Raw genomic sequence first — 24593 nt, forward strand, 5'->3', positions numbered from 1 at the left:
GCGCCGGCGCGTCGGGCGGGCAACGCGGTCATGCGCCCAGTGGGTTGAGGACCATCGGTTCGATCTCGCCCTCCAGCATCGCGCCCAGGCCCCGGATCGCGCACACGTCGGGGCGTTCGGCGATGTGGACCGGCATGCCGGTCGCCTCGCGCAGCATCTGGTCCAGGCCCGGCAGCAGCGCGGAACCGCCGACCATCATGATCCCGCGGTCGGCGAGGTCGGCCACCAGATCCGGCGGGCACACGCGCAGCACCTTGTAGATGCCGTCGAGGACGGCGGTCAGCGGTGTCTGGATGGCCTCCCTCACGGCGGCGGTGTCGATCCGCACGGACCGGGCCAGCCCGGTGGCCACGTCCCGCCCGTGGATCTCGGTGGACGCCGGGCCCGACGGGGTGATCCCGTTGCCGGACAGGGCGATCTGGAGCGGCCGCAGGGACTGGCTGGGCAGCGTCAACGCGTGAGCCAGGCGCAGGTGTTGCACGATGGCCTGGTCAACGGCCTCACCGCCGACGGGAATGCGCTCGGCGGTGACGATCGAGCCGAGCGAGAGGACGGCCACCTGGGTGGCCGCGGCCCCGCACACCATGATCATGGTGGCCTCGGCCCGCTCCACGGGCAGCCCGCAGCCGACGGCGGCGGCGATGAGCGTGTCGACGAGTTCCACCCGGCGCGCGCCGAGCCCGACGAGCGTCTCGATCGTGGCCCGCTGGGCGAGCGGATCGGCGTCGTGCGGCGTGCAGGCGGCGGCCCGCAGCCGGGGCGCCTTGCGCCGCAGGGTGCGGCGCATCCCGTCGCCGAGCAGGTGCCGCAGCATGCGCTGCGCCATCTCGATGTCGACGACCGTACCGCCGGAGACCGGGCGGACGACCCTGATGTACGCGGGGGTGCGGCCCGTCATCCGCTCCGCGAACTCCCCGACCGCGATCAGGGCCCCGTTACGGGTGTTCACGGCCGCGACGGAGGGCTGGTCGACGACGAGCCCCGGTCCCTTGACGTAGACACGGGTCCGGGCCGCTCCCAGATCGACGGCGAAGTGGCAGCGGCGCAACTGCTCCAGAGTGGCGGGCATGGCGGAGCCTCCTGAGAGCGCGGACCGTGGAGGCCACCGGACGGAGGCCTCCCTGGCATCGTGCTCGGGCGGCACGGCGGGCGCCTGTTCAAGGGGGCCGGGCGGGTCGCCGCTGGACGGGTGCATTCCGGCGCGCCGCGCGTAAGAAGCGGCGCACCAGGACACATGACCGGCCCCCGCCGCGGATTGGTCTCGCGAGGGGTCCGCGGGGACTGGGCCTTCGCAGGCCGCCGTTCACTCCCGGGGCAGCGCCCGCTTCATGATCTTCCCCATGTCGTTGCGGGGCAGGGCGTCGAGGAACCGGACGACGCGGGGCCGCTTGTGCGGGGCGAGGCGCCGGGCCACGTGATCGGCCAACTCCTCGGAGCCCGGCGGGAGGTGCGCATCGGCCGGGACGATCCAGGCGACGATCCGCTCACCGAGATCGTCGTCGGGCTCCCCGGTGACGGCGGCCTCGCGCACCTCCGGGTGCTCCAGGAGCGCGTTCTCGATCTCGCCCGCGCCGATCTTGTAACCGCCGCTCTTGATCAGGTCGGTGGCCTTGCGGCCGACGATGCGGACCTGTCCGTCGGGGTCGCGCACCGCCATGTCGCCGGTGCGGAAGAAGCCGTCGGCGGTGAACGCGGCGGCCGTCGCGTCGGGCCGGTTGAGGTACTCGGTGAACAGGTTCGGCCCGCGCACCTGGATCTCGCCGACCGTCTCCCCGTCGTACGCCGCGATCTCCCTACCGTCCTCCTCCACGAGCCGCAACTCGACGCCCGGCAGCGGCACCCCGACCGTCCCGGCGCGGGACTCGCCGTCGGCCCGCACGCTGGGCCGGGGGTCCGGGGGTGTCCACCGGGGCGAGCACAGCATGAGTGTCTCGGTCATCCCGTACCGCTCGATCACCCGCCGTCCGGTCGCGGCCGTGATCCGCTCGTGGTCGTGCACGGGCAGCGCGGCCGACCCGGAGACCAGCAGCCGGGCCCCGCCGAGGGCCTTCGCCAGCTCCGGGTCGCCGGGCAGCGCCTCGGCGATCCGGTGGTACATCGTCGGCACGCCGAACAGCATGGTCGCCCCGCCGTTCAGCTCGCGTGCCACGCCCTCCGTCGTGAACCGCCCCAGGTGCCGTACCTCCCCGCCGCGCCGCAGCGCTCCGAGGACGCCCAGCACCAGTCCGTGCACATGGAACAGCGGCAGCCCGTGCACCAGCACGTCGTCACCCGTCCACTGCCAGGCGTCGGCCAGCGCGTCCAGGGTGGCGGCGAGCGCCCGGCGGGGCAGGACGGCGCCCTTGGGCGGACCGGTCGTACCGGAGGTGTAGACGACGAGGGCCGGGTCGCCCTCGCCGGCCCCGTCCTCCGGAACGGGCCCCGCGTCCCGCACATCCACATCGAGCCGCTCCAACCCCGCAAGCGCGGCGGGCAGTTCGTCCCCGGGTGCGGCGAGCACCACGGGCGGCGCGCTGTCGGTGAGGATGTGCCCGAGCTCCTTCTCGCCCGACCTCGGGTTCAGCGGTACGGCGGCGACCCCGGCCAGCAGCGTGCCCACGACCCCGACGGCCGTCTCCAGCCCCGGAGTCGCCCACACCGCGACCCGCGACCTGCCACGCACCCGGGCGGCGATCGCCCCGGCCGCCGCCGCGAGTTCCGCGTACGTCAGCGACCGGTCACCGAACCGCAGCGCGGGCCGCTCACCGGGATCCTTCGTCAGGGCGGGGAAGAGGGAGGACACGTGGGGGACTCCTTGCGACTCTCGTACGGGCCGGCCGGGGGCCGGCGACTGAGGTTCCTGCATCAGGGGCGACCGTACGCTCCGGCGCGGGCGGTTGTTAGCCTGCGGGGCCCGTCACTGTTCGCAGCCCTGTACGGGGATCCACGAGGGTCCACCAGGATGGAGGCAGCCGTGCCCCGCATCGCGCTCGTCACCTGCCGGCCCGCGCCCGGTATCAGCGCCGACCGGGACCTTCCGGTGCTGGTGGAGGCGCTGGAGCAGGCCGGGGCCGAGGCCCGGGCCGTGGCGTGGGACGACCCGGGGGCCGACTGGGGCGGGTTCGATCTCGCCGTGATCCGGTCGACCTGGGACTACAGCTGGCGGGTGCCGGAGTTCACGGAGTGGGCCGGGCGGTGCGCGAAGGCCACACGGCTGGCCAATCCCGTCGAGGTCGTGCGGTGGAACGTCGACAAGCGGTACCTCGGGCAGCTCGGGGCGGCCGGGGTGCCCGTCGTGCCGACCCGGTACGTGGCTCCCGGAGACCCGGTCGACCTGCCCGGCGACCACGAGTTCGTGATCAAGCCGGCGTCCGGGGCCGGCGCGCGGTACGCGGCCCGGTACACGCCCGACGACCGTGACACCGCCGTACGGCAGCTCGCGCGGATGCACGCCGAGGGGCTCACGGCCATGGTGCAGCCGTACATGCGGCGCATCGACGCGGGCGGGGAACGTGCGCTCCAGTTCCTCGGCGGACGCCTGCTGCACGCGGGCCGCAAGGGTGCCGTCCTCGCCCCCGGCATCGCCTACGACGCGCGCAAGGTGGCCCATCCGGGTATCGCGCCCTGGACCCCGACTCCGGCCGAACTCGCCGTCGCCGAAAGCGCGTTGGCCGCCGTGCCCGGCGCTCCCGAGCTTCTCTTCGCCCGGGTCGACCTGGTGGACGGGGAGGACGGCGAACCCCGGCTCATGGAGCTGGAGTTGGTGGAGCCGAACCTGTTCCTCGGGCTGCACCCGGAGTCGGTGGCGGCGGTGACGGAGGCGATCCTGGCCGCCGCCGGCTGAGCCGCTGTTCGCTCACGCGCGTGCGCTGCAGCAGGCCCCAGCTGAACTCGGCCACGACCTCCCGGGGGACGCCCTCCCCGTCCGGGGCCCGGAACGCCAGGCCCCAGCGGGTCGGGGCGGTGCCCTCCAGGGGACGGGCCGGGGCGAAGGCGCGGGCGGCCTCGTCGACCGTGCAGGACCAGGGGGTCAGATCGGCCACGGTCCGCAGGCCCGGCCCCTCGGCGCCCGGGGCGCGCACCAGCCACTCGTTCCAGACCCGGCCGTCCGGGGCGACCAGTACCTCCAGGCGCAGGTCGGGCCAGAGCGGGACGGGCCACGTACGCGCCTCGCAGTCCAGATCGCCGATGCGACGGACGGTCGCCGACTCGGGCTCGCCGAGGACCGAGCGGTACCGCGACGCGGCCGAGCGGGCCCGTGGCGAGCGGGCCATCGCCTGCCAGCGCTTGTTGGCCTCGCGCATCCGCGCGCGGGAGACGCCCAGCGTACGGCGGGCGTCCTCCACCAGTTCCGGGTTGTGGTCGGCCATGCGGCGCAGCAGCACGAGCTGGAAGTCCAGCGGGGTGAAGGGGCCGGCGGGGCGCTGTCCGGAGGGCGTGGTCATGCGGTCCATCGTCGCCCACCCGGCCTCGCCCGGCCCTTTCGCCCATTGCCCGGGCATCGCGCTCTGACTAGCCTGTGTTCGTCATGCCGACCGCCTTTTGAAATTTCGAACGGCATGGATCGCACAGGCGCACATCAGGCGCGTATCAAGGGAGGGGGCCGGTCGTGGGACGCCTCGTACCTGCCGTGACCCGGGCTCTGGACATACTCGAGCTCTTCCTCGACGGGGACGGGACGCTCTCCGCCCCCGACATCGTGCGCAGGCTGGGACTGCCGCGCACCACGGTGCACGAGCTGGTCACCACGCTCGCAGCCCGCCAGTACATCGTCCCCGTGACCGGGCAGCCCGGACGCTACCGGCTGGGCGTACGCCCGTACCAGCTCGGCAGCCGCTACGCGGAGCAGCTGGATCTCGCCGCCGAGGGCCAGTCGGTCGCCCGCTCGGTCGCGGAGACCTGCGACGAGACCGTGCACGTGGCGATCCTGGAGGACACCGACGTCATCTACATCGCCAAGGTGGACTCCACGCACGCGGTGCGCATGGTCTCCGCGGCCGGCCGCCGCCTCCCGGCGCACTGCACCTCGGTCGGCAAGATGCTCCTCGCCTCCCTGCCCGAGGAGGAGCTCGGCGCGCGCATCCCGGACGACGCCGAACTGGTCGCGATGACGCCGCACAGCATCACCGACCCGGCCACGCTGCGCGAGACCCTGGGCGAGGTCCGGCGGCGGGGCGTGGCGGTGGAGAGCCGCGAGTCCAACCCGGACGTCAGTTGCGTGGCCGCCCCGGTACGCGACCGTACCGGGCAGGTGGTCGCGGCCCTGTCCATCTCGGTGCCCATGATCCGCTGGAGCGAGGAGCGGCGGGCGGAGCTGGAGCGGCTCGTCGAGAAGGGCGCTGCCGGGCTGTCCGAGCGCCTCGGCCACCGGGGCGCGGCATGACGGGCTACGAGGTCGCCGTCCACGCGCGGGCGGAGCTGGGCGAGGGCCCGAGCTGGGACCCGGCGGCCGGGCGGCTGCTCTGGGTCGACATCCTCTCCTCCCGGGTGCACTCCTACGACCCCTCCTCGGGCCGGTGCACGGTCCGTACGACCGAGCAGCACGTGGGCGCGGCGAAACCCCGCGCGGGCGGCGGTCTCGTGCTCAATCTCCGGGACGGTGTGGGTCTGGTGGACCCCGACGGCGCCTTCCGCTGGCTGCACCACGACCCGGTTCCCGGCCGGCGCGGCAACGACGCCGCCGTGGCACCCGACGGCTCCCTGTGGGCCGGCACCATGCGCTACGACGAGGCCCCGGAAGGCGGCACCCTGTCCCGCCTGACCGGCGACGGCACGGCCGAGGCGGTGCTGCCCGCCGTGGCGGTGAGCAACGGCACCGCCTGGAGCCCCGACGGCCGCCTGATGTACTACGTCGACTCGCCGACCCGCCGTGTCGACGTCTTCGACTTCGACGGCCGACGGCTCACGGGCAGGCGGCCGTTGGCCCAGGTGGAGGAGGGCGCCGGCTTCCCGGACGGCCTCACGGTCGATGCCGACGGCTGTGTCTGGGTGGCCCTGTGGGACGGCGGCGCGATCCGCCGCTACACCCCCGACGGCACTCTGGACCGCGTGCTCGCACTCCCCACCTCCCGCCCCACCGCCTGCGCCTTCGCCGGCCCCGGCCTGACCGACCTCTACGTCACCACGGCCCGCACGGGCCTGGCCGCCGCCCACCCCCTGGCGGGCTCACTCCTCGTCGTCCCCGACGCGGGGCGGGGCCTGCCCCAGCCCGCCTTCGCGGGCTGACCTCGCCGGCCGGCTGCCGCGTTCCCCGGGGCTCGTCGGTGGGGGCCGGGTCAGGCGCTCGTCCGGTCCAGCTCCTGAAGGATCTTGCGTTCGGCCGGGGTCAGCGGCGGGCCCGACAGCGGCGGGAGCAGAGGGCCGTTCAGGACGTCGAGGAGGGTGTCGGGGCGGAGGAGGCGCTCCGGGCCGCTGCGGAGGCTGGTGACCTCCCACAGGGCGGCCGCGGCGCGGTAGGAGCCGGTGGCCGCCCGCGTCAGACGGCGGCTGTAGGCGGTGACCAGGCGGTCGGCGGCTTTGGGCCGGGCGCCGCGGCTGTCCGGGTACCAGACGTCCTGGCCGACCGCGGCCGCCCAGGCCGCGTCGACCGGCCGGGCGGCGCCGCGCTGCACCCGGCGCGCGAGACCGGGCGCGTCCGGGCCGGACCGGCGCAGTTCGTCGCGCAGCAGCCGGGCGCCGAGCGCGGCCACCGACATGCCCTGCCCGTAGGCCGGGTTGTAGGTGGCCACCGCGTCGCCCAGCGCCACGAAGCCCTCCGGCCACCGCGGCAGCTTCTCCAGGTAGCGGCGCGCGTTGCTGGTGCTGCGGCTGATGTGCACGTCGGTGAGGGGCTCGGCGCCCGAGACGAGCCGGCCGACGAGGGGGGACGGCAGATCGAGGGCGTAGCGCAGGAACCCGTCGGGGTCCGCCGGCGGTTCGCCGCCCCGTGAGCCGGCGAGGCTGACCATCCAGCGGTCGCCCTCGATCGGCAGCACCATGCCGCTGCGGCCGGGGCGGCCCGCGTAGGGGTCGGCCTGCACCATCGTCAGCGGGAACTGCTCGGCCCCGGCGGGCGTGCGGTACACGCGGGTGGCGTTGACCAGCCCGGCGTCCACGCCGCGTTCGCGCACCCCGGAGATCCCGAGCTCCCCGAGCCAGGTCACCACCCGGGTCCCGCGCCCGCTCGCGTCGACCACGAAGTCCGCGGGCAGCACCTCCTCCGCCGCGGGGGTGGCGACGCGCACACCGCGCACGCGCCGCGCGTCGCCCACCAGGCCGACCGCCTGCGCCTTGCGGATCACCGTCCCGGTGTGGGCGAGGACGGTGGAGCGGACCGTGAAGTCCAGCAGGGCGCGGGTGCAGCTCAGCATCCGCGGCCCGTCGTACCGCCAGCGCCGCAGCCAGCCCTCGGGGGTCAGGGCCACCATGCCGTGGCCCAGCGGTATCTCCCGGGCGCCCGCGGCCAGCAGCCGCTGCCGGATGCTCCCGCCCGGCATCAGCTCCTCCATGGCGGCCAGGCCGCCGGCCATGAGCAGATGGGCGTGGCGCCCCTGCGGCAGGCCTCTGCGGTGCTCCGGGCCCTCGGGCAGGTCGTCGCGGTCCACCACGACCACGTCGTCCACGACGTCGGACAGCACCGCCGCGGCCAGCATGCCGGCCAGTCCGGCACCGATGACGACAGCTCTACGGGGCATGGGGCTCCTCGGAGTCGGCCATGGCCTCAGCCATGGGTGGTCCTCACCGTTCCCGCTCGTACGGCGGTTTCGGAGGGTGTACGGACCAGCGCCTGCGCCAGTTCCACCAGACCGCTGGTTCCGGACACCTCCGTGGCGTGGAGGCGGTAGCCGCTCGGCGCCGGAAGCGGCTCCTCGCGGGCGGCGGCACGGCGCGCGGCGTCGGCGAGCATCGCCGCCTCCGCCGCGATCCGCGCCTCGTGCGCGCCGCGGCCCGCCCGTCGGGCGCCGGCAAGCGCCCGCTCGCGGACCGCGTCGTCGAAGTACGGGGCGAGGCCCAGCAACGCGTCGTGGATGGACACCTCGCGCCACTGCAGGCGCGCCAGCGGCAACTGCCACCAGGCGCTCGGCGGCTTGGGCGCCGTGGACACGAACCGCACCCTCGACCACAGCGGGCCCAGCCGCCGGTGGTCGCGCAGGCCTCGCGCCTGCGCGAGGGCCGCCGGGAGCAGCCTGGGCAGCACGAAGCCCGCCGAGCACAGGAGCGCGGCGAGCGAGGCCATCGGCGGGGCGACCTTCGTGGACAGCACGTCCAGGTCGTGTCCCGTCCAACGGGCCGCGACCGCCGTGTACTTGGTGAGCTGGAAGCCCACCACGTCCAGCGCCGAGCCGGCCAGGATCAGCCGCAGTCCGGCCCGCAGCAGCCCGGTGACCTCGCGGCTCCACTTGACGCACAGCGCGCACGCCGCCAGGGTCGCTGCGCTGTGCCCGAGCAGGTAGAGCAGGATCATCTCGCGCAGGTACGGCGTGTTGGCGTAGTAGGTGTCCAGGTCGGTGAGCCGCTCGGTACGGGCGTCGCCGAGGCCGAACAGCACGACGATGGCGACGATCAGCGGGGCGTAGACGGCGATGCTGCGCAGCACCGTCCGCCGCACCCGCTCGCGCGGCCCGCCCCGCCAGTTGATCAGCAGGATGAGCAGCGAGCAGCTGTACGCGGAGAGCATCCCGTAGGTCAGCGGGGCACCGAAGTTGGGGATGCCGGTGAGCTCGTTGACGGTGGCCAGTGTCAACGGCGCCGAACAGACGAACACCAGCGAGCCGAGGACGATCGCCGCGCAGGTGGACATGGTCAGCGGGTTCCGCACCGCGGTCCGCGGCCGGCGCAGCAACACGGTGGCGGAGAGCCCGAAGATCCCGGCCGCCAGATAGACGACAAGACTCACACCGGCCACCTCCGCCCATGGCGCGTGGCGGCTGCCCGGGCGGCTGCCGTACGGGTGGCTGTGCGTGGTTCGGCGGAAGGGTGGGGCGTCGAGCGCCCTGCCGTGGACATGGGTGCGGTTGCGGGGGGTTCCTGCGGCGGCGGTTGTGACGCCGGGGCGGCTGTCATGGGGTGCTCGTGGGGGTCGGGCCGGCGGGGATGCGGGGGGTTGTCGAGGGGGGAGGGTCGGACAGGGCGTCCGCGACGCGGACCAGGGCGGCCGGGCCCGGTACCCGTACGGTCAGGCGGTCCGCCTCGCCGGGCAGCGGCGCGCCGGGTTCGCGTACGGCGGCGGCGATGACCGCCGCCCACGCGGCGGCCTCGGCGCGCTCGGCGTCCCCGGTCGCCCCCAGCACCGCCTCGTGGGTCCGTTCGTACAGGGACCGGTCGAAGGACGCGTCCAGATAGCTCAACGCGTTGTGGATGCTGGTCTGGCGCCACATCAGCCGCGTGGTGGGCGTGGCCCAGCGCGGCCGCGGCAGCCGCAGGCAGCGGCGGGTGAGCAGGTCGTCCAGCTCGCGCTCCAGCGGTTCCAGCCGCGCGTACGCCAGCCGGGACCGCCGCCACTCGGTGAGGCGGGGCCCCGCCAGCGGCACCAGGATGCCCGCCGACGTCAGCAGCGCGCCCAGCCCGGCGACGGCGGGCGAGACGGTCGTGCTGAGGCCCGACCAGTCCCGCCCGCACCAGCGGGCGACCACGGCGACGAGCTTGGTCACGCTGTATCCGCCGCCGCACAGCGACCCCACCCCCAGGACCACAAGACCCGCCCGCAGCCAGCCGGCCACGTCGCGGGCCCAGCGCAGCGCGGACACCGCGGTGACGCTGACGGCGCAGAGGTGCCCCACCAGGTACAGCACGATCATCTCGGCGAGGAACGGCGTCGTCGCGTAGTAGGTGTCCAGGTCGGTACGCCGCTCCACCGGCGCCTCACCGAGCGCGAACATGGCGGCGATGCCGACGAGCACCAGCGTGTAGGCCACGATCCAGCACCGGGCCACCCGGTGCACGCGCTCGCCGCCCCGCCAGTGGACGACGAGGACCTGGGAGGCCGCGCTGTAGGCGGTGATCGACGCGTACGTCAGCGGCGCGGCGAGGTTGGGCACACCGCTGAGCCGGTTGATCGCGCCGACCGTCGGCGGGGCCCCGAGCAGGAAGCAGAAGCCGGCCAGACCCAGCACCGCGCAGATCGCGCGCAGATACGGATCGCCGCGGTGACGGGCCAGATCCGGCGCCTTCACCGCCAGACCCAGCCACAGCACACCGCAGCTCACGTAGTTGATCAGGCCGCTCATCCGCCCCGAATCCCCCGGTAGTTGAGCGCCGCCCCGATCCGTCCGGCGAGGTCCTGGCCGTGCTCGGGGCCCTCCGCGCGAACCGGATCCGCCGGCGCCTCCAGCCAGGTCCGCAGCCGACGGCCCATCAACATGCCGAACCGGTCGGCCTCCTGCTCGTCGGCCAGGCTGAAGTCGGTGCGCGCAGCGACCGGCCGGGGCGGGCCCGCGGCCGGTGCGGCGTCCGCGTCGCTCTGCCGCCGGCTCATGTGCCACACCTCGTGGCAGAAGATCACGATCTGGTGCCACACGGCGGCCCGCTGGTCGACGACGACCACGTCCTGGGTCTCGCCCTCCAGCCACAGTCCGCTGGCGGTGTGCGGCGGGAACACCTCACGCCGGACGACGACCCGGCGGCCCCGCCAGGCGCTGACGGAGTCGACGAGCGCGGCCAGCAGCACCTCCGGGTCGGCGGGCACGGGCACCTGGATCGGGTCGATGAGCGCGTCGGCGAGCCGGCGCATCTCCCTCTTCCTACGCACCACGTTCCCCCGCGCATCTCCCAGGCCTGCCCACATCATCGGGCGAGGCGGACCGGCCCGCCCGCGGAGTCCATCGCCACACCCCTTCCGGCCCCCGTCACGGGGGCCGTCCGAGCCTACGCGGCCGGAGTTGCCCGCGTCATGCGATCCGACGACCGTCGTGCGACCGGAAACGACCGCCGCCGTCCGCGCCACGCGCACCCGCCGGGGACGGGACGGGAACCCGTCCGGTCACCGCCCCGGCGAGGGCAGCGGCGTCACCGGCACCCCGCCGGCCGCCGCGCCCAGCAGCGTCAGCCGCACCTGCCCCGGACCCGACAGTGTGGTGAACTCCGACAGCACCGCCAGGGCAAGGGTGTTGGTGCCCCGCGTGCGCAGGATCCCGTTCGGCAGGACGAACGTGTGCTGCGGACCCACATCGTTGATGTACTGGCCCAAGTTCCAGCCGTTGAGGAAGATCTGCGCACGGTAGGAGCGGTACCGGTCGTCGTCCAGGGTGAGCCCGATCGAGGCGTCCACGCCCTGCTCCACGGCCAGCCGGAACGTGGTCCGGTACCAGGTCACCCCCTGCCGCCGCGCCGCGCGCGGGAACGCGACCGGCTCCCAGTCGCGGTCCGCGAAGCCCGGCAGATGCCAGCCCTCCCGCTCCCCGTACAGCCCGCCGTTGTTCAGCGGCCCCCGCACCGGGTCCGGCGCGGCCTCGCCCTGGATCCGCCACCGCACCTTCGGCGCGCCCCCCTTGAAGGCGACCGCCGTCAGGCCGCGCGCCGCCTTGTGCGTGTCGCGCGCGGAGCCGTCCTGGTCGTGCTGCATCCGCCGCACCAGGACCGACAGCACGTGCCGGCCTGGCCCGCGCCGCGCCCCGCGCACCGGGAAGACCGCCGTGTCCGACCAACTGCCCTGCCGGATCGTGCTGTTGTCGGGCACCGGCAGCCGGTGGGTGCCCAGCGGCTCACCGTCCAGCCAGGCCATCAGCAGTCCCTGCGTGCCGGCGGCGTAGGAGAGGGAGACCGATTCGACGCCGGTGGCGTCCGTGAACGTGCCGCGGTACCAGACGTCCCCGTAATGGAAGCCGTAGTCGTCGGCGAAGAGCACCGGCTGCCCCTTCGGCACGGGAGTCGTGCTGTACGAGGACGTCCGGTCGGCGGGCTTCCACGCCGAGTCGTCGAAGCCCGGCCCGGATTCGGGGTTCTCGGCGCGCATCCGCCAGTCGCCGAGCGCGGGCAACGCCACCTCGGGCACGCCCGGCAGCGGGGCGGCCGCCCGCACGCTCTCCGAGCCGGTGGCCGACACCGGCACCGCGCGGCCGTTCCACGTCACGCTGTCGATGCCGCGCGGCCCCCACATCTCCAGACCGGTCTCCCCGACGGTGTCACCGGTGAGGTGCACCGTGGAACCGCGCACGGTGGCGGTGCGCAGCAGCGCGGGGCCGTGGACCAGCAGGGAGCCCGACGGGGTGTCGTACGGCCACAGGCGCGTCGAGGTCGCCTCGTCGGCGAACAGCAGCAGCAGCGGGCGGCCGTTCCCGTCGCCCTCCACCCGGACCCCGATCAGCCCGCCGGCGCCGAGCGGGACGGTCAGCCGCAGCAGGCCCCGGTCGTAGGCGTACGCGGCCTGCTGGCTCATCCGGGTCACCAGCGGCTCCTCGGCGGCCTCGAGGACCACACGCGCCAGTTCGCCCTGCGGCCCGCAGAACACGGCGACGTCCTGCCGTCCCGCGTTGAGGAACAGCATCGGCTGCGCGGTGGAGTACCGCACCTTCCGCTGCCCCAGCGTCAGCCCGGTGACCATCAGCCGGGCGTCCCGGGCCGGCACGGTCACCGGCAGGTCGGCGCCGGCCGCGCGCAGCGTCGAGGACACCTCCTGGTCGCCGTCGTTGCGCAGGACGTAGACGTGGGAGCCGGTGTCCGGGTTCCTCAGGTGGTACGTCGTCAGCCCGCGCACCTTCACGTCGGCCGCGCGGTCCAGCCGGGCGAAGTCGGGAACGCGCTGGAGCATGTGCCCGATCTGGTGCATCGGCACCAGCTTGTCGGTGGGCAGGCGGCCCTCGTCCAGGGCGGCCCCGTAGTCGTACGACGTGTAGACGACCGGCGCGGGCAGCCAGCCCCAGGAGGTGCCGCCGAAGGCCATGTACACGTTGTGGACGGTGATGCCGTTGGCGAGGTGGGTCAGGTAGAAGCGCCGCTCGTACGCCGCGTCCCGGGTGCGCCGCGACTCCGCGTACCCCTTGCCCCGGGACCAGGCACCGCCCCACGGATCGAACCAGCCGCCGCCGGACTCGGGCATGAACCCGGGCGTACGGGGACTGGCGCTCGCCCCGCCGGTCTTCCCGCCGCTGCCGAAGCGTCCCCAGTCGGGCGGGGTCCGGGACGGCGAGGGGTACCCGTCGAACCCGTACAGCCATCCCCGCTTCTCGCCGCCGGTGTCGAACGAGCCGGGCGTCCAGTGGCCGTTCCTGCCCTTGTCGTTGTGGAAGAGGGGCACGTCGATGCCGTCGGAGCGCACCTTCTTGTACAGGTGTGACATGTAGGCGCGCCCGGTCGGCTCGTCCACGTGGGCGTCGTACTCGTTCTCGATCTGGTAGAGCAGGACGGTGCCCCTGCCCCGGGTGAACAGATGCCGGACGGCAATGGCGTCGACGTGGCTCAGCCACTCGTCGACGTGCCTCAGGTACGTCGGGTCGGCGGTCCGCGCGGTGCCCTCGGTGGCGGTGAGCCAGCCGGGGAAGCCGCCGCCGTCGACCTCGGCGTTGATGTAGGGGCCCGGGCGCAGGATGACGTAGAGGCCGGTCTCGGCGGCCATGCGCAGGAACAGGTCCAGATCCCGCACCCCGGTGAAGTCGTACCGTCCCGGGGCGGGGGAGTGGTAGTTCCAGGCCACGTAGACGCTGACGGCGTTGAAGCCGTACGCGCGCATCTTCTGGAGCACGTCCCGCCACAGGGCCGGGCTCGGCAGCCGGAAGGGATGCATCTCACCCGACCACAGCACCAGCCGCCGGCCGTCGACCAGCAGCGAGTACGAGTCGAAACCGACGCTGTGCCGCCGTCCGTCGGCGCTCGGCGGGGGCGGTGGCGGGCCCGTGGGCACGGAGCGCGCGGCGAAGGCCGACGGCGCCCCCGGGCCGCCGCTGCCGCTCAGGGCCAGTCCGAGCGCGGCGGTGCTCGCGAGGGCGCTGAATGAACGTCTGCTGAGCGCCAAGGGTGTGCCTCCGGGGGGCGATCTTACGGGCGCGGATCCCGTCATTCTCCACGGAACCCACCCGCCCCACGCACGCGCACACGACTTGGCGCGGCCGCGGGGCACCCCGGAGCCCCCGCGGCCGCGCCGGAGCCGCCGCCCCCGGTTCAGCCGCGCCGCGCTCGGCCGGTTCTTGGGCGGACCGCCGGAGGGTGGGGTCAGGGCCTGCCTGCTGCGTTGGGCCGGTTCTGGGGGGTGGGTCGGCCGGTGGCCGGGGTCAGGGGTCGTGGAGGGCCATCGCGGGCCGGGTGTCCGGCAGGTCGGGGCGCGGTGGCCGGGGCCGGGGGATGCCGTTCCCGGCCCCGGTCGTCATCCGGCCTGGTTCATGCCTGCCGCGTTGGGCCAGTTCTGGGGGCTGGGCCAGCCGGCCGCCGGGGCCGGGGTGAGGCCGGGGCCCTCGGGGGGCGGGGCGGTCATGCCGCGCACCTGGGCGGCGGTGAGGCCACCGCGGGCCGGGACGCCCGGCGGGGTGGGTCCAGGGACGGGGGGCGGGGCCTGCTGCGCCGGTGGTGCCAGGGGCTGCATCGGGGCCGGTGCGGGGACCGGCGGCAGGGGCGCGGCGGGGACGGGCGGCTGCGGGGCCGGGGCAGCCGACGCCGTGGCGGGGAGCGGCATCGCCATGCCGGGGGCCGGGGCGGCCATTGCCGGGGCGGGGCCCGCTACGGCGGCGGTCACGGCGGCCGGTATTCGCATGCCGCCTCCGTTGGTCTCGCTGACCAGCCGGTCCACCGCCGCCGTACCCGAGCTGTAGTTGGTCCCTGTCCCCAGCTCGGGTACGGCGGCTCCCTTCCTGCTGCCGTAGAGCACCTGTTCCAAGGCGGACACGAGACGACGCACGTCCACCTCGGGGCGCACCACGAGCCGCAGGAAGCGGCTGGAGGAGCCGATCTTGTTGCCGCACTCGCGAACCAGGATCCGGTGCTCGGTGAGCAGCCGGTCCCGTACCACGGTGCCCTCGGCGCCCACGGGAAGGCGCACGAAGAGGAAGTTGCCCTGGGACGGGTAGACCGTCAGACCGGGCAGCGCCGAGAGATGGGCGGCCATCTCCATCCGGTCGCGGCGCACCTGCTGAAGGCTCTGCCGGTACTCCGTGCCGTGCTCCTTGAGCATGAACACCACGTGCTCGGCGAAGGAGTTGAGGTTCCACTTCGGCAGCATCGAGCGGATCTTGCCCGCCAGCGCCGGGTTGGCGACCAGGTACCCGAAGCGGATTCCGTGCAGGCCGAAGTTCTTGCCCAGGCTGCGCAGCACGACCACGTTCGGGCGCAGCATGGCCTCCTGCACCACGCTCGGCTCGGCCTCGGCGTCGGCGAACTCCAGGAACGACTCGTCGATCACCACCAGGTCCAGATCGGCCAGGGAGTCCATGAACTGCACCATGGCGTGCTTGGGCACGAAGCCGCCGTCGGGGTTGTTGGGGTTGCAGACGACGGCGACCCTGGTCCCCCGCGCCCGGATGAACTCGGTGTACTGCGCCAGGTCCAGGGCGAAACCGCTGGACTCCTGGAGCGGGAACATGTCGACCCGCTTGCCGGTCTCCATGGGCTGGTCGGTCCAGCGGCCGAAGGTGGGGACGGGGACGGCCAGGGACTCGCGCACCAGCAGGTGGTCGATCCAGGTGATCAGCTCGGTCGAGCCGTTGCCCATCGCCACGCACTGCGGCGGCAGCTGGAGCAGGTCGCACAGCTCGGCCGTGATCGTGTCGGCGCTGGACGGGTAGTACGTGACGATCTCGCGCAGCCGTGCCGCCATGTCCTGGAACATGTCGGGCGTGGGGAAGTAGGGATTGCACGGAATGCAGAAGTCCACCGGCCCGGCCGCGTCGCCGCCCTCCCGCGTCAGCGCCGCCATCGACGGACTGTGCGCCGCGGTGCTGCGGAACAGCGAGGTGACGTTGTCGGCCATGGAACCTCCATATGGGGCGGGCCCGGTGGGGGCGGCCGGGTCCGTCGTTCTGGGGTGGCCCGCGCGGGGGAGCGCGGGCCGTTCATGGATACGGCGACGGAGGCGTCGTTGTTCAACTCATGTGTGGGAAGTGTGGTTTCCGGGTAGCCGTGCGCCCCGCGCGGGTGCGGCGCGAGCCGGCCTACGAACCGGACCTGCGCTTGTTCCACACGTCGAACCCGACCGCCGCCAGCAGCGCCAGCCCCTTGATGACCTGCTGCCAGTCGGTGCCGACGCTGAGCAGGTTCATGCCGTTGTTCAGCACGCCGAGGACGAGCCCGCCGATGATCGCGCCGAGCACGGTTCCGACACCGCCGCTCATGGACGCCCCACCGATGAACGACGAGGCGATGGCCTCCAGTTCGTAGTTCACGCCGGCCTTCGGAGAGGCCGCGTTCAGGCGGGCGGCCACCACCAGTCCCGCCAGGGCCGCGAGCACGCCCATGTTCAGGAACACCTGGAAGGTGACCCTCCTGTCCTTGACGCCGGACAGCTTCGCGGCGGGCAGGTTGCCACCGATGGCGTAGATGTGGCGGCCGAAGACGGCGTTGCGCATCACATAGCCGTAGCCGACCACCAGCACGCCGAGGACGATCAGCACGATCGGCGCGCCCTTGTAGCTGGCGAGCAGCAGCGTGACGACCAGGACGGCGGCGACGAGGGCGACGAGCTTGAGCGCGAAGAGCCGCGCGGGCAGCACGTCGAGGGAGAACTCCTGCTGCCGGCGCCGGTCGCGCACCTCCTGCCACACCACGGAGGCGATCAGGACGAGGCCGAGGAGCAGGGTGAGGTTGTGGTAGTTGGTGCTCGGTCCGACCTCGGGCAGGAACCCGTTGCCCATCTTCTGCAGCCCGCCCGGGAACGGGCCGAGGGTCTGGCCCTTGAGCAGGATCTCCGTCAGACCGCGGAAGAGCAGCATCCCGGCGAGGGTGACGATGAACGACGGTATGCCCAGATACGCGATCATGAACCCTTGCAGCGAGCCCGCGGCCGCCCCCACCAGCAGGCACAGGCCCACCGCGACGGGCCACGGCACCTGGTGGCTGACCGTCAGGGCCGCGGCCACCGCGCCGACGAACGCGGTCAGCGAGCCGACCGACAGGTCGATGTGTCCCGCGATGATCACCATCATCATGCCGATGGCCAGGATCAGGATGTAGCTGTTCTGGAGCACCAGGTTGGAGACGTTGCGCGGCAGCAGCAGGTCCCCGCCTGTCCAGATCTCGAACAGGACGACGATCAGCCCGAGCGCGATCAGCATGCCGTACTGCCGCATGTTGCGGCGCAGGCCGTTCAGCACCAGCCCCAGCAGACCGCGGCCGGTGGCCGCCGCGCCGCGCTCCGGTGGCGCGGGGGCCGGGGTCTGGGCGGTCACGTCCGTGCTCATCCCGTCACCTCTTCGTCCTTCGTGTTCTTCGTCATGTGGCGCATCAGCACTTCCTGGGTGGCCTCCGCCCGCGGCACCTCACCGGTCAGCCGCCCCGCGGCCATCGTGTAGATGCGGTCGCACATGCCGAGCAGTTCCGGCAGTTCGGAGGAGATGAAGACGACCGCCTTGCCCTGGGCGGCCAACTGGTTGATGACCGTGTAGATCTCGTACTTGGCGCCCACGTCGATGCCGCGCGTGGGCTCGTCCAGGATCAGCACCTCAGGACCGGCGAAGATCCACTTGCTGAGGACGACCTTCTGCTGGTTGCCGCCGGACAGTCTGCCCACCGGCTCGAAGACGGTCGGCGCCTTGATGTTCATGGACGTCCGGAATGCCTCGGCGACCCGCTGCTCCTCGTGCTCGTCCACCACACCCCGCCGGGCCACCTTGCTCAGCGCGGTCAGCGAGATGTTCCGGTGGACGGTGTCCATGAGGTTCAGGCCGTAGTGCTTGCGGTCCTCGGTGACGTAGGCGATGCCGTGCCCGACCGCCTCCGCGACGGTCCTGGTGCGGATCTCCCGGCCGTCCTTGAGGACCGTGCCGGCCGCGTACCGGCCGTAGGCGCGGCCGAAGACGCTCATCGCCAGTTCGGTGCGGCCGGCGCCCATCAGGCCCGCGATGCCGACGATCTCGCCGCGCCGCACCTGGACCGAGACGTCGTCGACGACCCGGCGCTGCCGGTCGATCGGGTGGAACACGGTCCAGCCCCGGATCTCCAGGGCCGGAGCCGCGCCCTCCTGGGGCTGGTGCGGGGTGCGTTCGGGGAAGCGGTGGTCGAGGTCGCGGCCGACCATGCCGGCGATGATCCGCTCCTCGGTGGTGCCGGCCGCCTTCACGTCCAGGGTCTCGATGGTGTGGCCGTCGCGCAGGATCGTCACCGAGTCGGCGACGCCGCGAATCTCGTTGAGCTTGTGGGAGATGATGATCGAGGTGATGCCCTGTTCCTTCAACTCAAGGATCAGTCGCAGGAGTTTGCCGCTGTCCTCGTCGTTCAGGGCCGCCGTCGGCTCGTCCAGGATGAGCAGCTTCACGGACTTCGACAGGGCCTTGGCGATCTCCACGAGCTGCTGCTTGCCGACGCCGATGTCGGCGACCCGGGTCTCGGGGTGCTCGTCGAGACCGACGCGGCGCAGCAGTGCGGTGGCGTGCCGGAGGGTGTCGTTCCAGTTGATGAACCCGCGCGTGGCGTGTTCGTTGCCGAGGAAGATGTTCTCCGCGATGGACAGGTACGGCACCAGCGCCAGCTCCTGGTGGATGATGACGATGCCGCGCCGTTCGCTGGCCCTGATGTCCTTGAAACGGCAGACCTCCTGCTCGAAGAGGATCTCGCCCTCGTAACTCCCGTGCGGATGGACGCCGGAGAGCACCTTCATCAGGGTGGACTTGCCGGCGCCGTTCTCCCCGCAGATGGCGTGCACCTCGCCCTGGCGAACCGTCAGCGTGACGTCCGACAGCGCTTTGACACCGGGAAAGGTCTTGCCGATCGAGCGCATTTCCAGGACGGGTCCCGCCATGGTCGTGCCTTCCAGTCGGTTGGGGTCGGTGGATGCGGCGGTCGCTTCCCCGGCTACTTGTTCAGCTCGGCGTCGGTGTAGTAGCCGCCCTTGACCAGGACCTCCTCGTAGTTGCTCTTGTCGACGCTCACCGGCTGCAGCAGGTAGGCGGGCACCACCTTCGAGCCGTTGTCGTAGGTCTTGGTGTCGTTGACCTCAGGCTTCCTGCCCTTCAGTGAGTCGTCGACCATCGCCGAGGCGACCTCGGCGAGCTTGCGGGTGTCCTTGTAGACGGTCTGCGTCTGCTCGCCCGCGATGATCGACTTCACCGAGGCCAGCTCGGCGTCCTGACCGGTGACGACGGGCAGCGGCTTGCTCCCCGACCCGTAGCCGTCCGACTTCAGCGCGGAGAGGATGCCGATGGAGATGCCGTCGTAGGGCGAGAGCACCGCGTCGACCCGGCCGCTCTTGTAGGAGGAGGTGAGGATGTCGTCCATGCGCCGCTGCGCGGTCGCGCCGTCCCAGCGCAGGGTGGTGACCTTGGTGAGCTGCGTCTGGCCGGACCTCACCTTCAGCTTGCCGCTGTCCAGGTACGGCTTCAGGACGCTCATCGCGCCGTTGAAGAAGTACTTGGTGTTGTTGTCGTCGTTGGAGCCGGCGAACAGCTCGATGTTGAACGGGCCCTTGCCGTCCTTGAGGCCGAGCTTGTCGACGATGTAGCCGGCCTGGAGCCGGCCGACCTTCTCGTTGTCGAAGGAGGCGTAGTAGTCGACGTGCTCCGTGCCGAGGATCAGCCGGTCGTAGGCGATGACCGGGATGCCGGCGTCGGCCGCCTCCTGGAGGACGTTGTTCAGCGACTTGTTGTCGATGGCGGCGACGATCAGGCCCTTGACGCCCTGGGTGATCAGGTTCTCGATCTGCGAGACCTGGGTGTCGGGGTTGTCCTCGCCGAAGACCAGCTTGGTCCGGTAGCCCTTGGCCTGGAGGTCCTTGACGACGTTGTCGCCGTCGGAGATCCACCGCTCGGAGGACTTCGTCGGCATCGCGACGCCGATGGTGGCGCCCTTGGTGCTGCCCGACTTCTCCTTGCTGCCGCCCTCGCTGTTCTGCCCGCAGGCGGACAGGGTCAGGGCGAGGGACGCGGCTGCGGCCGTGGCGGCGAGGGCGGCTCTGCGGTTGCGCATGGTGATCAGTCCTTGTCCGTCTGGTCGGTGTGGGGCGTGGGGTGGTGCTCGCGGCGTCCGTCAGGCGCCGGTGGGGAAGCGGTGGAGCGGGCCCGGCAGCCGGGAGCCGAGCGGCGCCATGTCACCGGCGGCGCCGTGGCGGGCGAGCAGGTCCAGGGCGAGCCGGCCGCGCCGCACCCGTTCCCGGGCCGTGGCCAGGGTGAGCTCCCGCAGGTGGTGTCCGTACGGGTAGATGCCGGGCGCCTTGGACAGGCCGAACTTCAGGTAGAGCGGTGCGCCGCGCCGGATCAGCTCGGCGACCTCGTACATCCGCACATAGCCGCCGAGGTCGTCGGGCGCCTCGATGTACATGTCCATCGGGGCGCCCGACACCCGCCGGATCTCGGTGAGGTGATGGAGCGTCAGATCGCTGGGCACGTTCACGGAGTCGGCGCCCAGACGCTCGAAGACGGCGTACGACGCCGGGTTCACCGGTCCGATCAGCGCGGACACCTTCAGGGTGGTGTCGGCCGGGATCAGACCCGTCGTACGCGCCCGGTGCAGCGTCCACAGCACCCCCTCGTCGGCCACCAGCAGACAGCGCACGCCCAGCTCCGTGGCCCGGACGGCGTCCTCGACGCACCCGGCGACCGCGTCGTGGCCACGGGCGCGCAGCCCCGCCCCGCGTGAGTCGGAGCGCACCGAGCCACCGGTGTCCCAGGTGCCGCGCGGGCCGGTGAACAGGCACAGTTCGACGCCGTGTGCGGTACTCGCGTCGACCATCTCGCCGATCTCGGCGTCGGTCAGCATCCACACGCCGCTGCCCTGGCTGATCCGGTGGATCGGCACATCGAGCCGTGCGGCCTCGTCGAGGACCACCGCCAGCGCCTCCGGGCCCTCGCACGAGGGGATCTCCGTGCGCCAGCGGCCGCCGCCGGGGAAGGCGTGCGGCGAGGTGTCGGCGGGGTCGAGGGCGGGGGCGCCGAGGCCCAGTGCGGTGAGCGTCTGCTCAGCGGGTCTGCGGGCGGCCGTGGCGGAAGCGTCGGTCACAGGCTGTCCTTCGTGTTCGGTATCTCGGACAAGGTTCGTGGCTCCGGGGATGGCGGGCCGTGCACGGGGCCGGCGGTGACGCGGGCCCGGTGTGCGCTCGCGGCGCCCTTTGGATCACGCCGTGAGCGGCACACCGGTCACGGGCGGAGCAGCACCTTGCCCACCTTCGGATCGCCCGCCCCCACCAGCTCGATGGCGTGCGGGAACTCGGCGAGCGGGAGCTCGTGGGTGACGAGCGGGAGCGGATCGAGCAGCCCGGCCGCGAACACCCGCACCGTGTGCGCCCAGGCGTCCGGCGGCGCCCCGAAGACGGTGTGCACCTCCAGCTGCCGTACGACGAGGTCGGTCGGGTCCAGTCCCTCGGCACCCGGGGCCGGGATGCCCGTCAGGACCAGCCGCCCACCGCGTCTGAGCAGCCCGGCGGCGGTGCGCGCCGCGTCCGCGGACCCGGCCGTCTCGATCACCACGTCGAAGCCGCCGGGCAGCCGCCGGTCCTTGGTGGAGAAGCCGGTGGCGCCGAACCGCCGGGCCAGGGCCTCGCGGTCGTCGCGTGTGCCGACGACCATCAGCTCGGCCGGGGAGAGGGCCTTGAGGAACTGCACGGCGAACATCCCGAGCGTGCCGGTGCCGACCACGGCGACCCGCTCGCCCGGCCGGGCGTCCGCCTTCAGCGCGGCGGCCGCGACACAGGCGGCCGGCTCCAGCAGCGCGGCGGCGGTGAGGTCGGCGTCCTCGGGCAGCACGTGCAGCAGCCGGGCCGGCAGCGTCAGCGTGGTGGCCATCGCGCCGGGCCGGGTGAAGCCGGTCTCCTCGTACCCCGCCGTGCACAGGGTCGTCTCGCCCGCGTGGCAGCGGTCGCACACCTGGCAGTTGCGGAAACCCTCGCCGACGACCTTGCGGCCCACGAGAGGGCCGGGCACCCCGGCGCCCACCCGCCGGACCGTCCCGGACCACTCGTGGCCAGGCGTCAGCGGGTAACGCACGTACCCCTCGGGCCGGTTGCCCTGGTACACCTCGCGGTCGCTGCCGCAGATCCCCACGGCGTGCACGGCGACCAGCGCCTCGCCCGGCCCCGGGTCGCGCGGCGTGTGCCCGGCGATCCGGTGCGCGCCCGGGGCCTCGACGACGACCTCGGTACTCACTTCGTCCCCTTCGGCCTGCGCTGCTCCCAGCCCTCGGCCCACAGGTCGAACCGGGCCTGCTGCTGGGGGAATTCGGCCGCCGCGTCGACATCCAGCTCGACGCCGAGACCGGGCGCGTCGGAGAGGTGGAAGCAGCCGTCCTCCGGATTCACCCGGGGCGCGCCCCTGACCACCTTCTTGATCTCCGCGTCGGCGAAGTCGTTGAAGTGCTCCAGGATCTTGAAGTTCGGTGTGGCGAAGCCCACTTGGAGCGACGCGGCGGTGAGTACGGACCCGCCGACGTTGTGCGGGGCGACGAGCATGTAGTGCGTCTCGGCGGTCGCGGCCAGCTTCCGGGTCTCCCAGATGCCGCCGATGTGGCCGACGTCCGGCTGGATGATGTCGGCGGACTGGTCGTCGAAGAGCTCGCGGAACTCGATCCGGTCGTGGATGCGCTCGCCGGTGGCGACCGGGATGTCGACCTTGGCGGCGACCTTCCGCAGCGCCTTCAGGTTCTCCGGCGGCACCGGCTCCTCCAGCCAGGCCGGGGCGAAGGGCGCCATCTCCCTGGCCAGCCGGACGGCGGTGGCGGGGGAGAAGCGGCCGTGCATCTCCAGCATCAGCTCGGTGCCGGGGCCGATGGCGTCCCGTACGGCCTCGATGAGCGAGACGGCGTACAGGGTCCCCTCGTGGTCGAGTTCGAAGTGCCCGGTGCCGAAGGGGTCGATCTTGAGCGCCCGGTAACCGCGCTCCACGACCCCCTGCGCGGCCTTGTGGTACGCCTCCGGGGTGCGCTCGGTGGTGTACCAGCCGTTGGCGTACGCCTTCACCCGGTCGGTGACCTTGCCGCCGAGCAGCTGCCACACGGGGACGCCGAGCGCCTTGCCCTTGATGTCCCAGCAGGCCATCTCCACGACCGCGATGCCGGACATCACGATCTCACCGGCGCGGCCGAAGTCGCCGTACTTCATCCGGCGGACGAGGTCCTCGGCGGCGAACGGGTCCGAGCCGAGGATGTGGTTGGCCTCGGCCTCCCTCAAGTAGCCGATCAGAGCGTCGGTGTGGCCCAGCATCCGGGTCTCGCCGACCCCCGTGATGCCCTCGTCGGTGTGCACCTGGACGTAGGTCAGGTTGCGCCACGGCGTCCCGACCACATGGGTGCTGATTCCGGTGATGCGCACGGTGCCCGCCCCTCAGCTGCTCGACATCGCTGTCGTCGTTGTCATCGGTGTTCGATATTTCGTCAGACGTTCGAAATGCTGGCGCGACAGTAAAGATGGTGTGGTGAGGGTGTCAATGGGTCCGACAGATAACGGTTTTGGCGGGCCTGTCGGTCACTTTTTCGATCCCGCACAGAACCTTCACAGGGGTGGCTAGGAACCGCGCCCATCCGGAACTTACTCTTCCCGCGTCATGAACTACTGCCACCCGTGCCGACGGCACCTGAACGGCGCCCTCGCCTGCCCGGGGTGCGGCACCCCAGTGGAGTCACGTCCCGCGAACGCGGAGGACCCCGGGGTGAGTGCGGAATCCGCTGCCACCCAAGTCCCGCAGAAGAGTGGGGAGTTCCACCCCGACGAGGGGCGCGCTGAGCGCGATCGGGACAACGAGGGCGAGGGTGACGACGGTGACGACGGCCGTGCCGAGCCCGAGGGGCGGTCCGGGCGGCGCCGCTCGCGCGGCCGGGGCGGAGCAGCCGAGGGCGGGGCGGACGACGGGGACGTCGAGGACGACGCCGAGGACGCCGAGGACGCGGAGAGTGCGGGGGGTGGGAGTGCGAGCCGGCGGGACCGCAAGGCCGCGGTCCACCGCAGGCGCCGCCGCCGCATCCTGCTGACGGCCGTCGGCTTCGTCCTGGCGGGCGGCGGTCTGAGCCTGGCCGAACTCGGCGTGGACGCGCCGGGCCTGCCGGGCTTCTCCAGCCAGGAGCCGGCCGCGGTCGGCGACGACGTGTCCGAGGACGACGCGTCCCCCTCGGACACCGGCGGGACGGCCGGGCCGGCTGACGACGCGCCGGGGACCACCACGGACACGGCCACGCCGGACGCCTCGAAGTCGGCCTCTCCCTCGGCCTCCGCGAAGGACGACGAACCGGAACCGGACGCGAGCGACACGAGCAGCCCCCGGCAGTCGGCCGAGGCGCCGGCGCAGAGCGACACGGGCCGGAGTGCGGACCGGCCGGGCGCACCGGACCCCGCGACCCCGGAGGAGCCCGAGCCCGCGGACCCCCCGACGAGCGACCCCGCCCCGCCGCCCCCTCAGCCGGACCCCACGCCCACCCCGACCCACACCTGCGACCGCTTCCTGTGGTGGTGCACGTAGGGCGCGACGCGCGGGCCTGAGGGCCGCACGGTGGCTCCACGCTGAACAGGGCGGCGACCACGGGTGATTGACGAACCCGCGGCCGGCGCCGGGCCGCGCGCCCCCATAGCGGCGGCCGCGCGCAGCCGG

The 24593-nt window shown here is 73.0% G+C and carries 18 protein-coding genes and 1 pseudogene; 4 read left to right on the top strand and 15 right to left on the bottom strand.

Annotated elements, in window-relative coordinates; genetic code table 11:
- Window positions 1–28: 28 nt before the first annotated feature.
- Complete coding sequence (locus ACIOWN_RS00740) at window positions 29–1069, bottom strand: rod shape-determining protein (RefSeq protein ID WP_362347432.1); 1041 nt, start codon at window positions 1067–1069, stop codon at window positions 29–31.
- 234 nt (window positions 1070–1303) lie between these two features.
- A complete protein-coding gene (locus ACIOWN_RS00745) occupies window positions 1304–2782 on the bottom strand; it encodes an acyl-CoA synthetase (protein WP_362347434.1) in 1479 nt (492 codons plus the stop codon).
- Window positions 2783–2953: 171 nt separating this feature from the next.
- On the opposite strand from ACIOWN_RS00745, the gene ACIOWN_RS00750 reads away from it, so the two are divergent.
- Window positions 2954–3823, top strand: a complete 870-nt coding sequence (locus ACIOWN_RS00750) for a RimK family alpha-L-glutamate ligase (protein ID WP_401979541.1) — start codon at window positions 2954–2956, stop codon at window positions 3821–3823.
- Between the two features lie 10 nt (window positions 3824–3833).
- Here ACIOWN_RS00750 and ACIOWN_RS00755 read toward each other — a convergent pair.
- Window positions 3834–4424 (bottom strand): annotated as a pseudogene (locus tag ACIOWN_RS00755) (hypothetical protein); the annotation flags it as partial.
- 164 nt (window positions 4425–4588) lie between these two features.
- On the opposite strand from ACIOWN_RS00755, the gene ACIOWN_RS00760 reads away from it, so the two are divergent.
- Entirely contained in the window at window positions 4589–5362 is a 774-nt protein-coding gene (locus ACIOWN_RS00760; RefSeq protein WP_362347440.1) for an IclR family transcriptional regulator, read from the top strand.
- Complete coding sequence (locus tag ACIOWN_RS00765; protein ID WP_362347442.1) at window positions 5359–6204, top strand: SMP-30/gluconolactonase/LRE family protein; 846 nt, start codon at window positions 5359–5361, stop codon at window positions 6202–6204. Before ACIOWN_RS00760 ends, ACIOWN_RS00765 begins: the two co-directional genes overlap by 4 nt.
- Window positions 6205–6254: 50 nt before the next feature.
- Here ACIOWN_RS00765 and ACIOWN_RS00770 read toward each other — a convergent pair whose 3' ends face one another.
- The 12 genes from ACIOWN_RS00770 to ACIOWN_RS00825 form a co-directional block, all read right to left on the bottom strand.
- The gene (locus tag ACIOWN_RS00770) at window positions 6255–7652 is read right to left on the bottom strand and encodes an FAD-dependent monooxygenase (RefSeq protein ID WP_401979545.1); all 1398 of its coding nucleotides are present in this window, start codon (window positions 7650–7652) and stop codon (window positions 6255–6257) included.
- A gap of 26 nt (window positions 7653–7678) precedes the next feature.
- Window positions 7679–8854 (bottom strand): MAB_1171c family putative transporter, encoded by a 1176-nt coding sequence (locus ACIOWN_RS00775; RefSeq protein ID WP_362347445.1) that lies wholly within the window; start codon window positions 8852–8854, stop codon window positions 7679–7681.
- Window positions 8855–9017: 163 nt separating this feature from the next.
- Window positions 9018–10184: an MAB_1171c family putative transporter gene (locus ACIOWN_RS00780; RefSeq protein ID WP_401979547.1), complete on the bottom strand. Its 1167-nt coding sequence runs from the start codon at window positions 10182–10184 to the stop codon at window positions 9018–9020.
- Window positions 10181–10705, bottom strand: a complete 525-nt coding sequence (locus tag ACIOWN_RS00785) for a toxin (RefSeq protein ID WP_401980219.1) — start codon at window positions 10703–10705, stop codon at window positions 10181–10183. Before ACIOWN_RS00785 ends, ACIOWN_RS00780 begins: the two co-directional genes overlap by 4 nt.
- A 231-nt stretch (window positions 10706–10936) precedes the next feature.
- A complete protein-coding gene (locus ACIOWN_RS00790) occupies window positions 10937–13903 on the bottom strand; it encodes a beta-galactosidase (RefSeq protein WP_401979550.1) in 2967 nt (988 codons plus the stop codon).
- A 348-nt stretch (window positions 13904–14251) separates the two neighbouring features.
- A complete protein-coding gene (locus tag ACIOWN_RS00795; RefSeq protein WP_401979552.1) occupies window positions 14252–15847 on the bottom strand; it encodes a pyridoxal phosphate-dependent aminotransferase in 1596 nt (531 codons plus the stop codon).
- 181 nt (window positions 15848–16028) lie between these two features.
- A complete protein-coding gene (gene mmsB / locus ACIOWN_RS00800) occupies window positions 16029–17273 on the bottom strand; it encodes a multiple monosaccharide ABC transporter permease (protein ID WP_362347454.1) in 1245 nt (414 codons plus the stop codon).
- Complete coding sequence (mmsA, locus tag ACIOWN_RS00805; RefSeq protein WP_362347456.1) at window positions 17270–18829, bottom strand: multiple monosaccharide ABC transporter ATP-binding protein; 1560 nt, start codon at window positions 18827–18829, stop codon at window positions 17270–17272. The genes mmsB and mmsA overlap by 4 nt, the downstream gene beginning before the upstream one ends.
- 53 nt (window positions 18830–18882) lie before the next feature.
- Entirely contained in the window at window positions 18883–19992 is a 1110-nt protein-coding gene (gene chvE, locus ACIOWN_RS00810; RefSeq protein WP_362347458.1) for a multiple monosaccharide ABC transporter substrate-binding protein, read from the bottom strand.
- Between the two features lie 60 nt (window positions 19993–20052).
- Complete coding sequence (locus ACIOWN_RS00815; RefSeq protein WP_362347460.1) at window positions 20053–21021, bottom strand: hypothetical protein; 969 nt, start codon at window positions 21019–21021, stop codon at window positions 20053–20055.
- A 137-nt stretch (window positions 21022–21158) separates the two neighbouring features.
- Window positions 21159–22163, bottom strand: a complete 1005-nt coding sequence (locus ACIOWN_RS00820; protein ID WP_401979557.1) for a zinc-binding dehydrogenase — start codon at window positions 22161–22163, stop codon at window positions 21159–21161.
- Entirely contained in the window at window positions 22160–23323 is a 1164-nt protein-coding gene (locus ACIOWN_RS00825) for a mandelate racemase/muconate lactonizing enzyme family protein (protein ID WP_362347464.1), read from the bottom strand. Before ACIOWN_RS00825 ends, ACIOWN_RS00820 begins: the two co-directional genes overlap by 4 nt.
- Before the next feature lie 337 nt (window positions 23324–23660).
- Here ACIOWN_RS00825 and ACIOWN_RS00830 point away from each other — a divergent pair, with 337 nt between their 5' ends.
- Complete coding sequence (locus ACIOWN_RS00830; RefSeq protein WP_401979561.1) at window positions 23661–24464, top strand: hypothetical protein; 804 nt, start codon at window positions 23661–23663, stop codon at window positions 24462–24464.
- The last annotated feature ends 129 nt before the right edge of the window (window positions 24465–24593 follow it).

Source organism: Streptomyces sp. NPDC087787, assembly GCF_044743035.1.
GTDB lineage: Bacteria > Actinomycetota > Actinomycetes > Streptomycetales > Streptomycetaceae > Streptomyces.

Coding starts and splice junctions, on each gene's coding strand:
- ACIOWN_RS00740 (WP_362347432.1), bottom strand. CDS start 1,069: ATGCCCGCCACTCTGGAGCAGTTGCGCCGCTGCCACTTCGCCGTCGAT.
- ACIOWN_RS00765 (WP_362347442.1), top strand. CDS start 5,359: ATGACGGGCTACGAGGTCGCCGTCCACGCGCGGGCGGAGCTGGGCGAG.
- ACIOWN_RS00770 (WP_401979545.1), bottom strand. CDS start 7,652: ATGCCCCGTAGAGCTGTCGTCATCGGTGCCGGACTGGCCGGCATGCTG.
- ACIOWN_RS00780 (WP_401979547.1), bottom strand. CDS start 10,184: ATGAGCGGCCTGATCAACTACGTGAGCTGCGGTGTGCTGTGGCTGGGT.
- ACIOWN_RS00795 (WP_401979552.1), bottom strand. CDS start 15,847: ATGGCCGACAACGTCACCTCGCTGTTCCGCAGCACCGCGGCGCACAGT.
- mmsB (WP_362347454.1), bottom strand. CDS start 17,273: ATGAGCACGGACGTGACCGCCCAGACCCCGGCCCCCGCGCCACCGGAG.
- mmsA (WP_362347456.1), bottom strand. CDS start 18,829: ATGGCGGGACCCGTCCTGGAAATGCGCTCGATCGGCAAGACCTTTCCC.
- chvE (WP_362347458.1), bottom strand. CDS start 19,992: ATGCGCAACCGCAGAGCCGCCCTCGCCGCCACGGCCGCAGCCGCGTCC.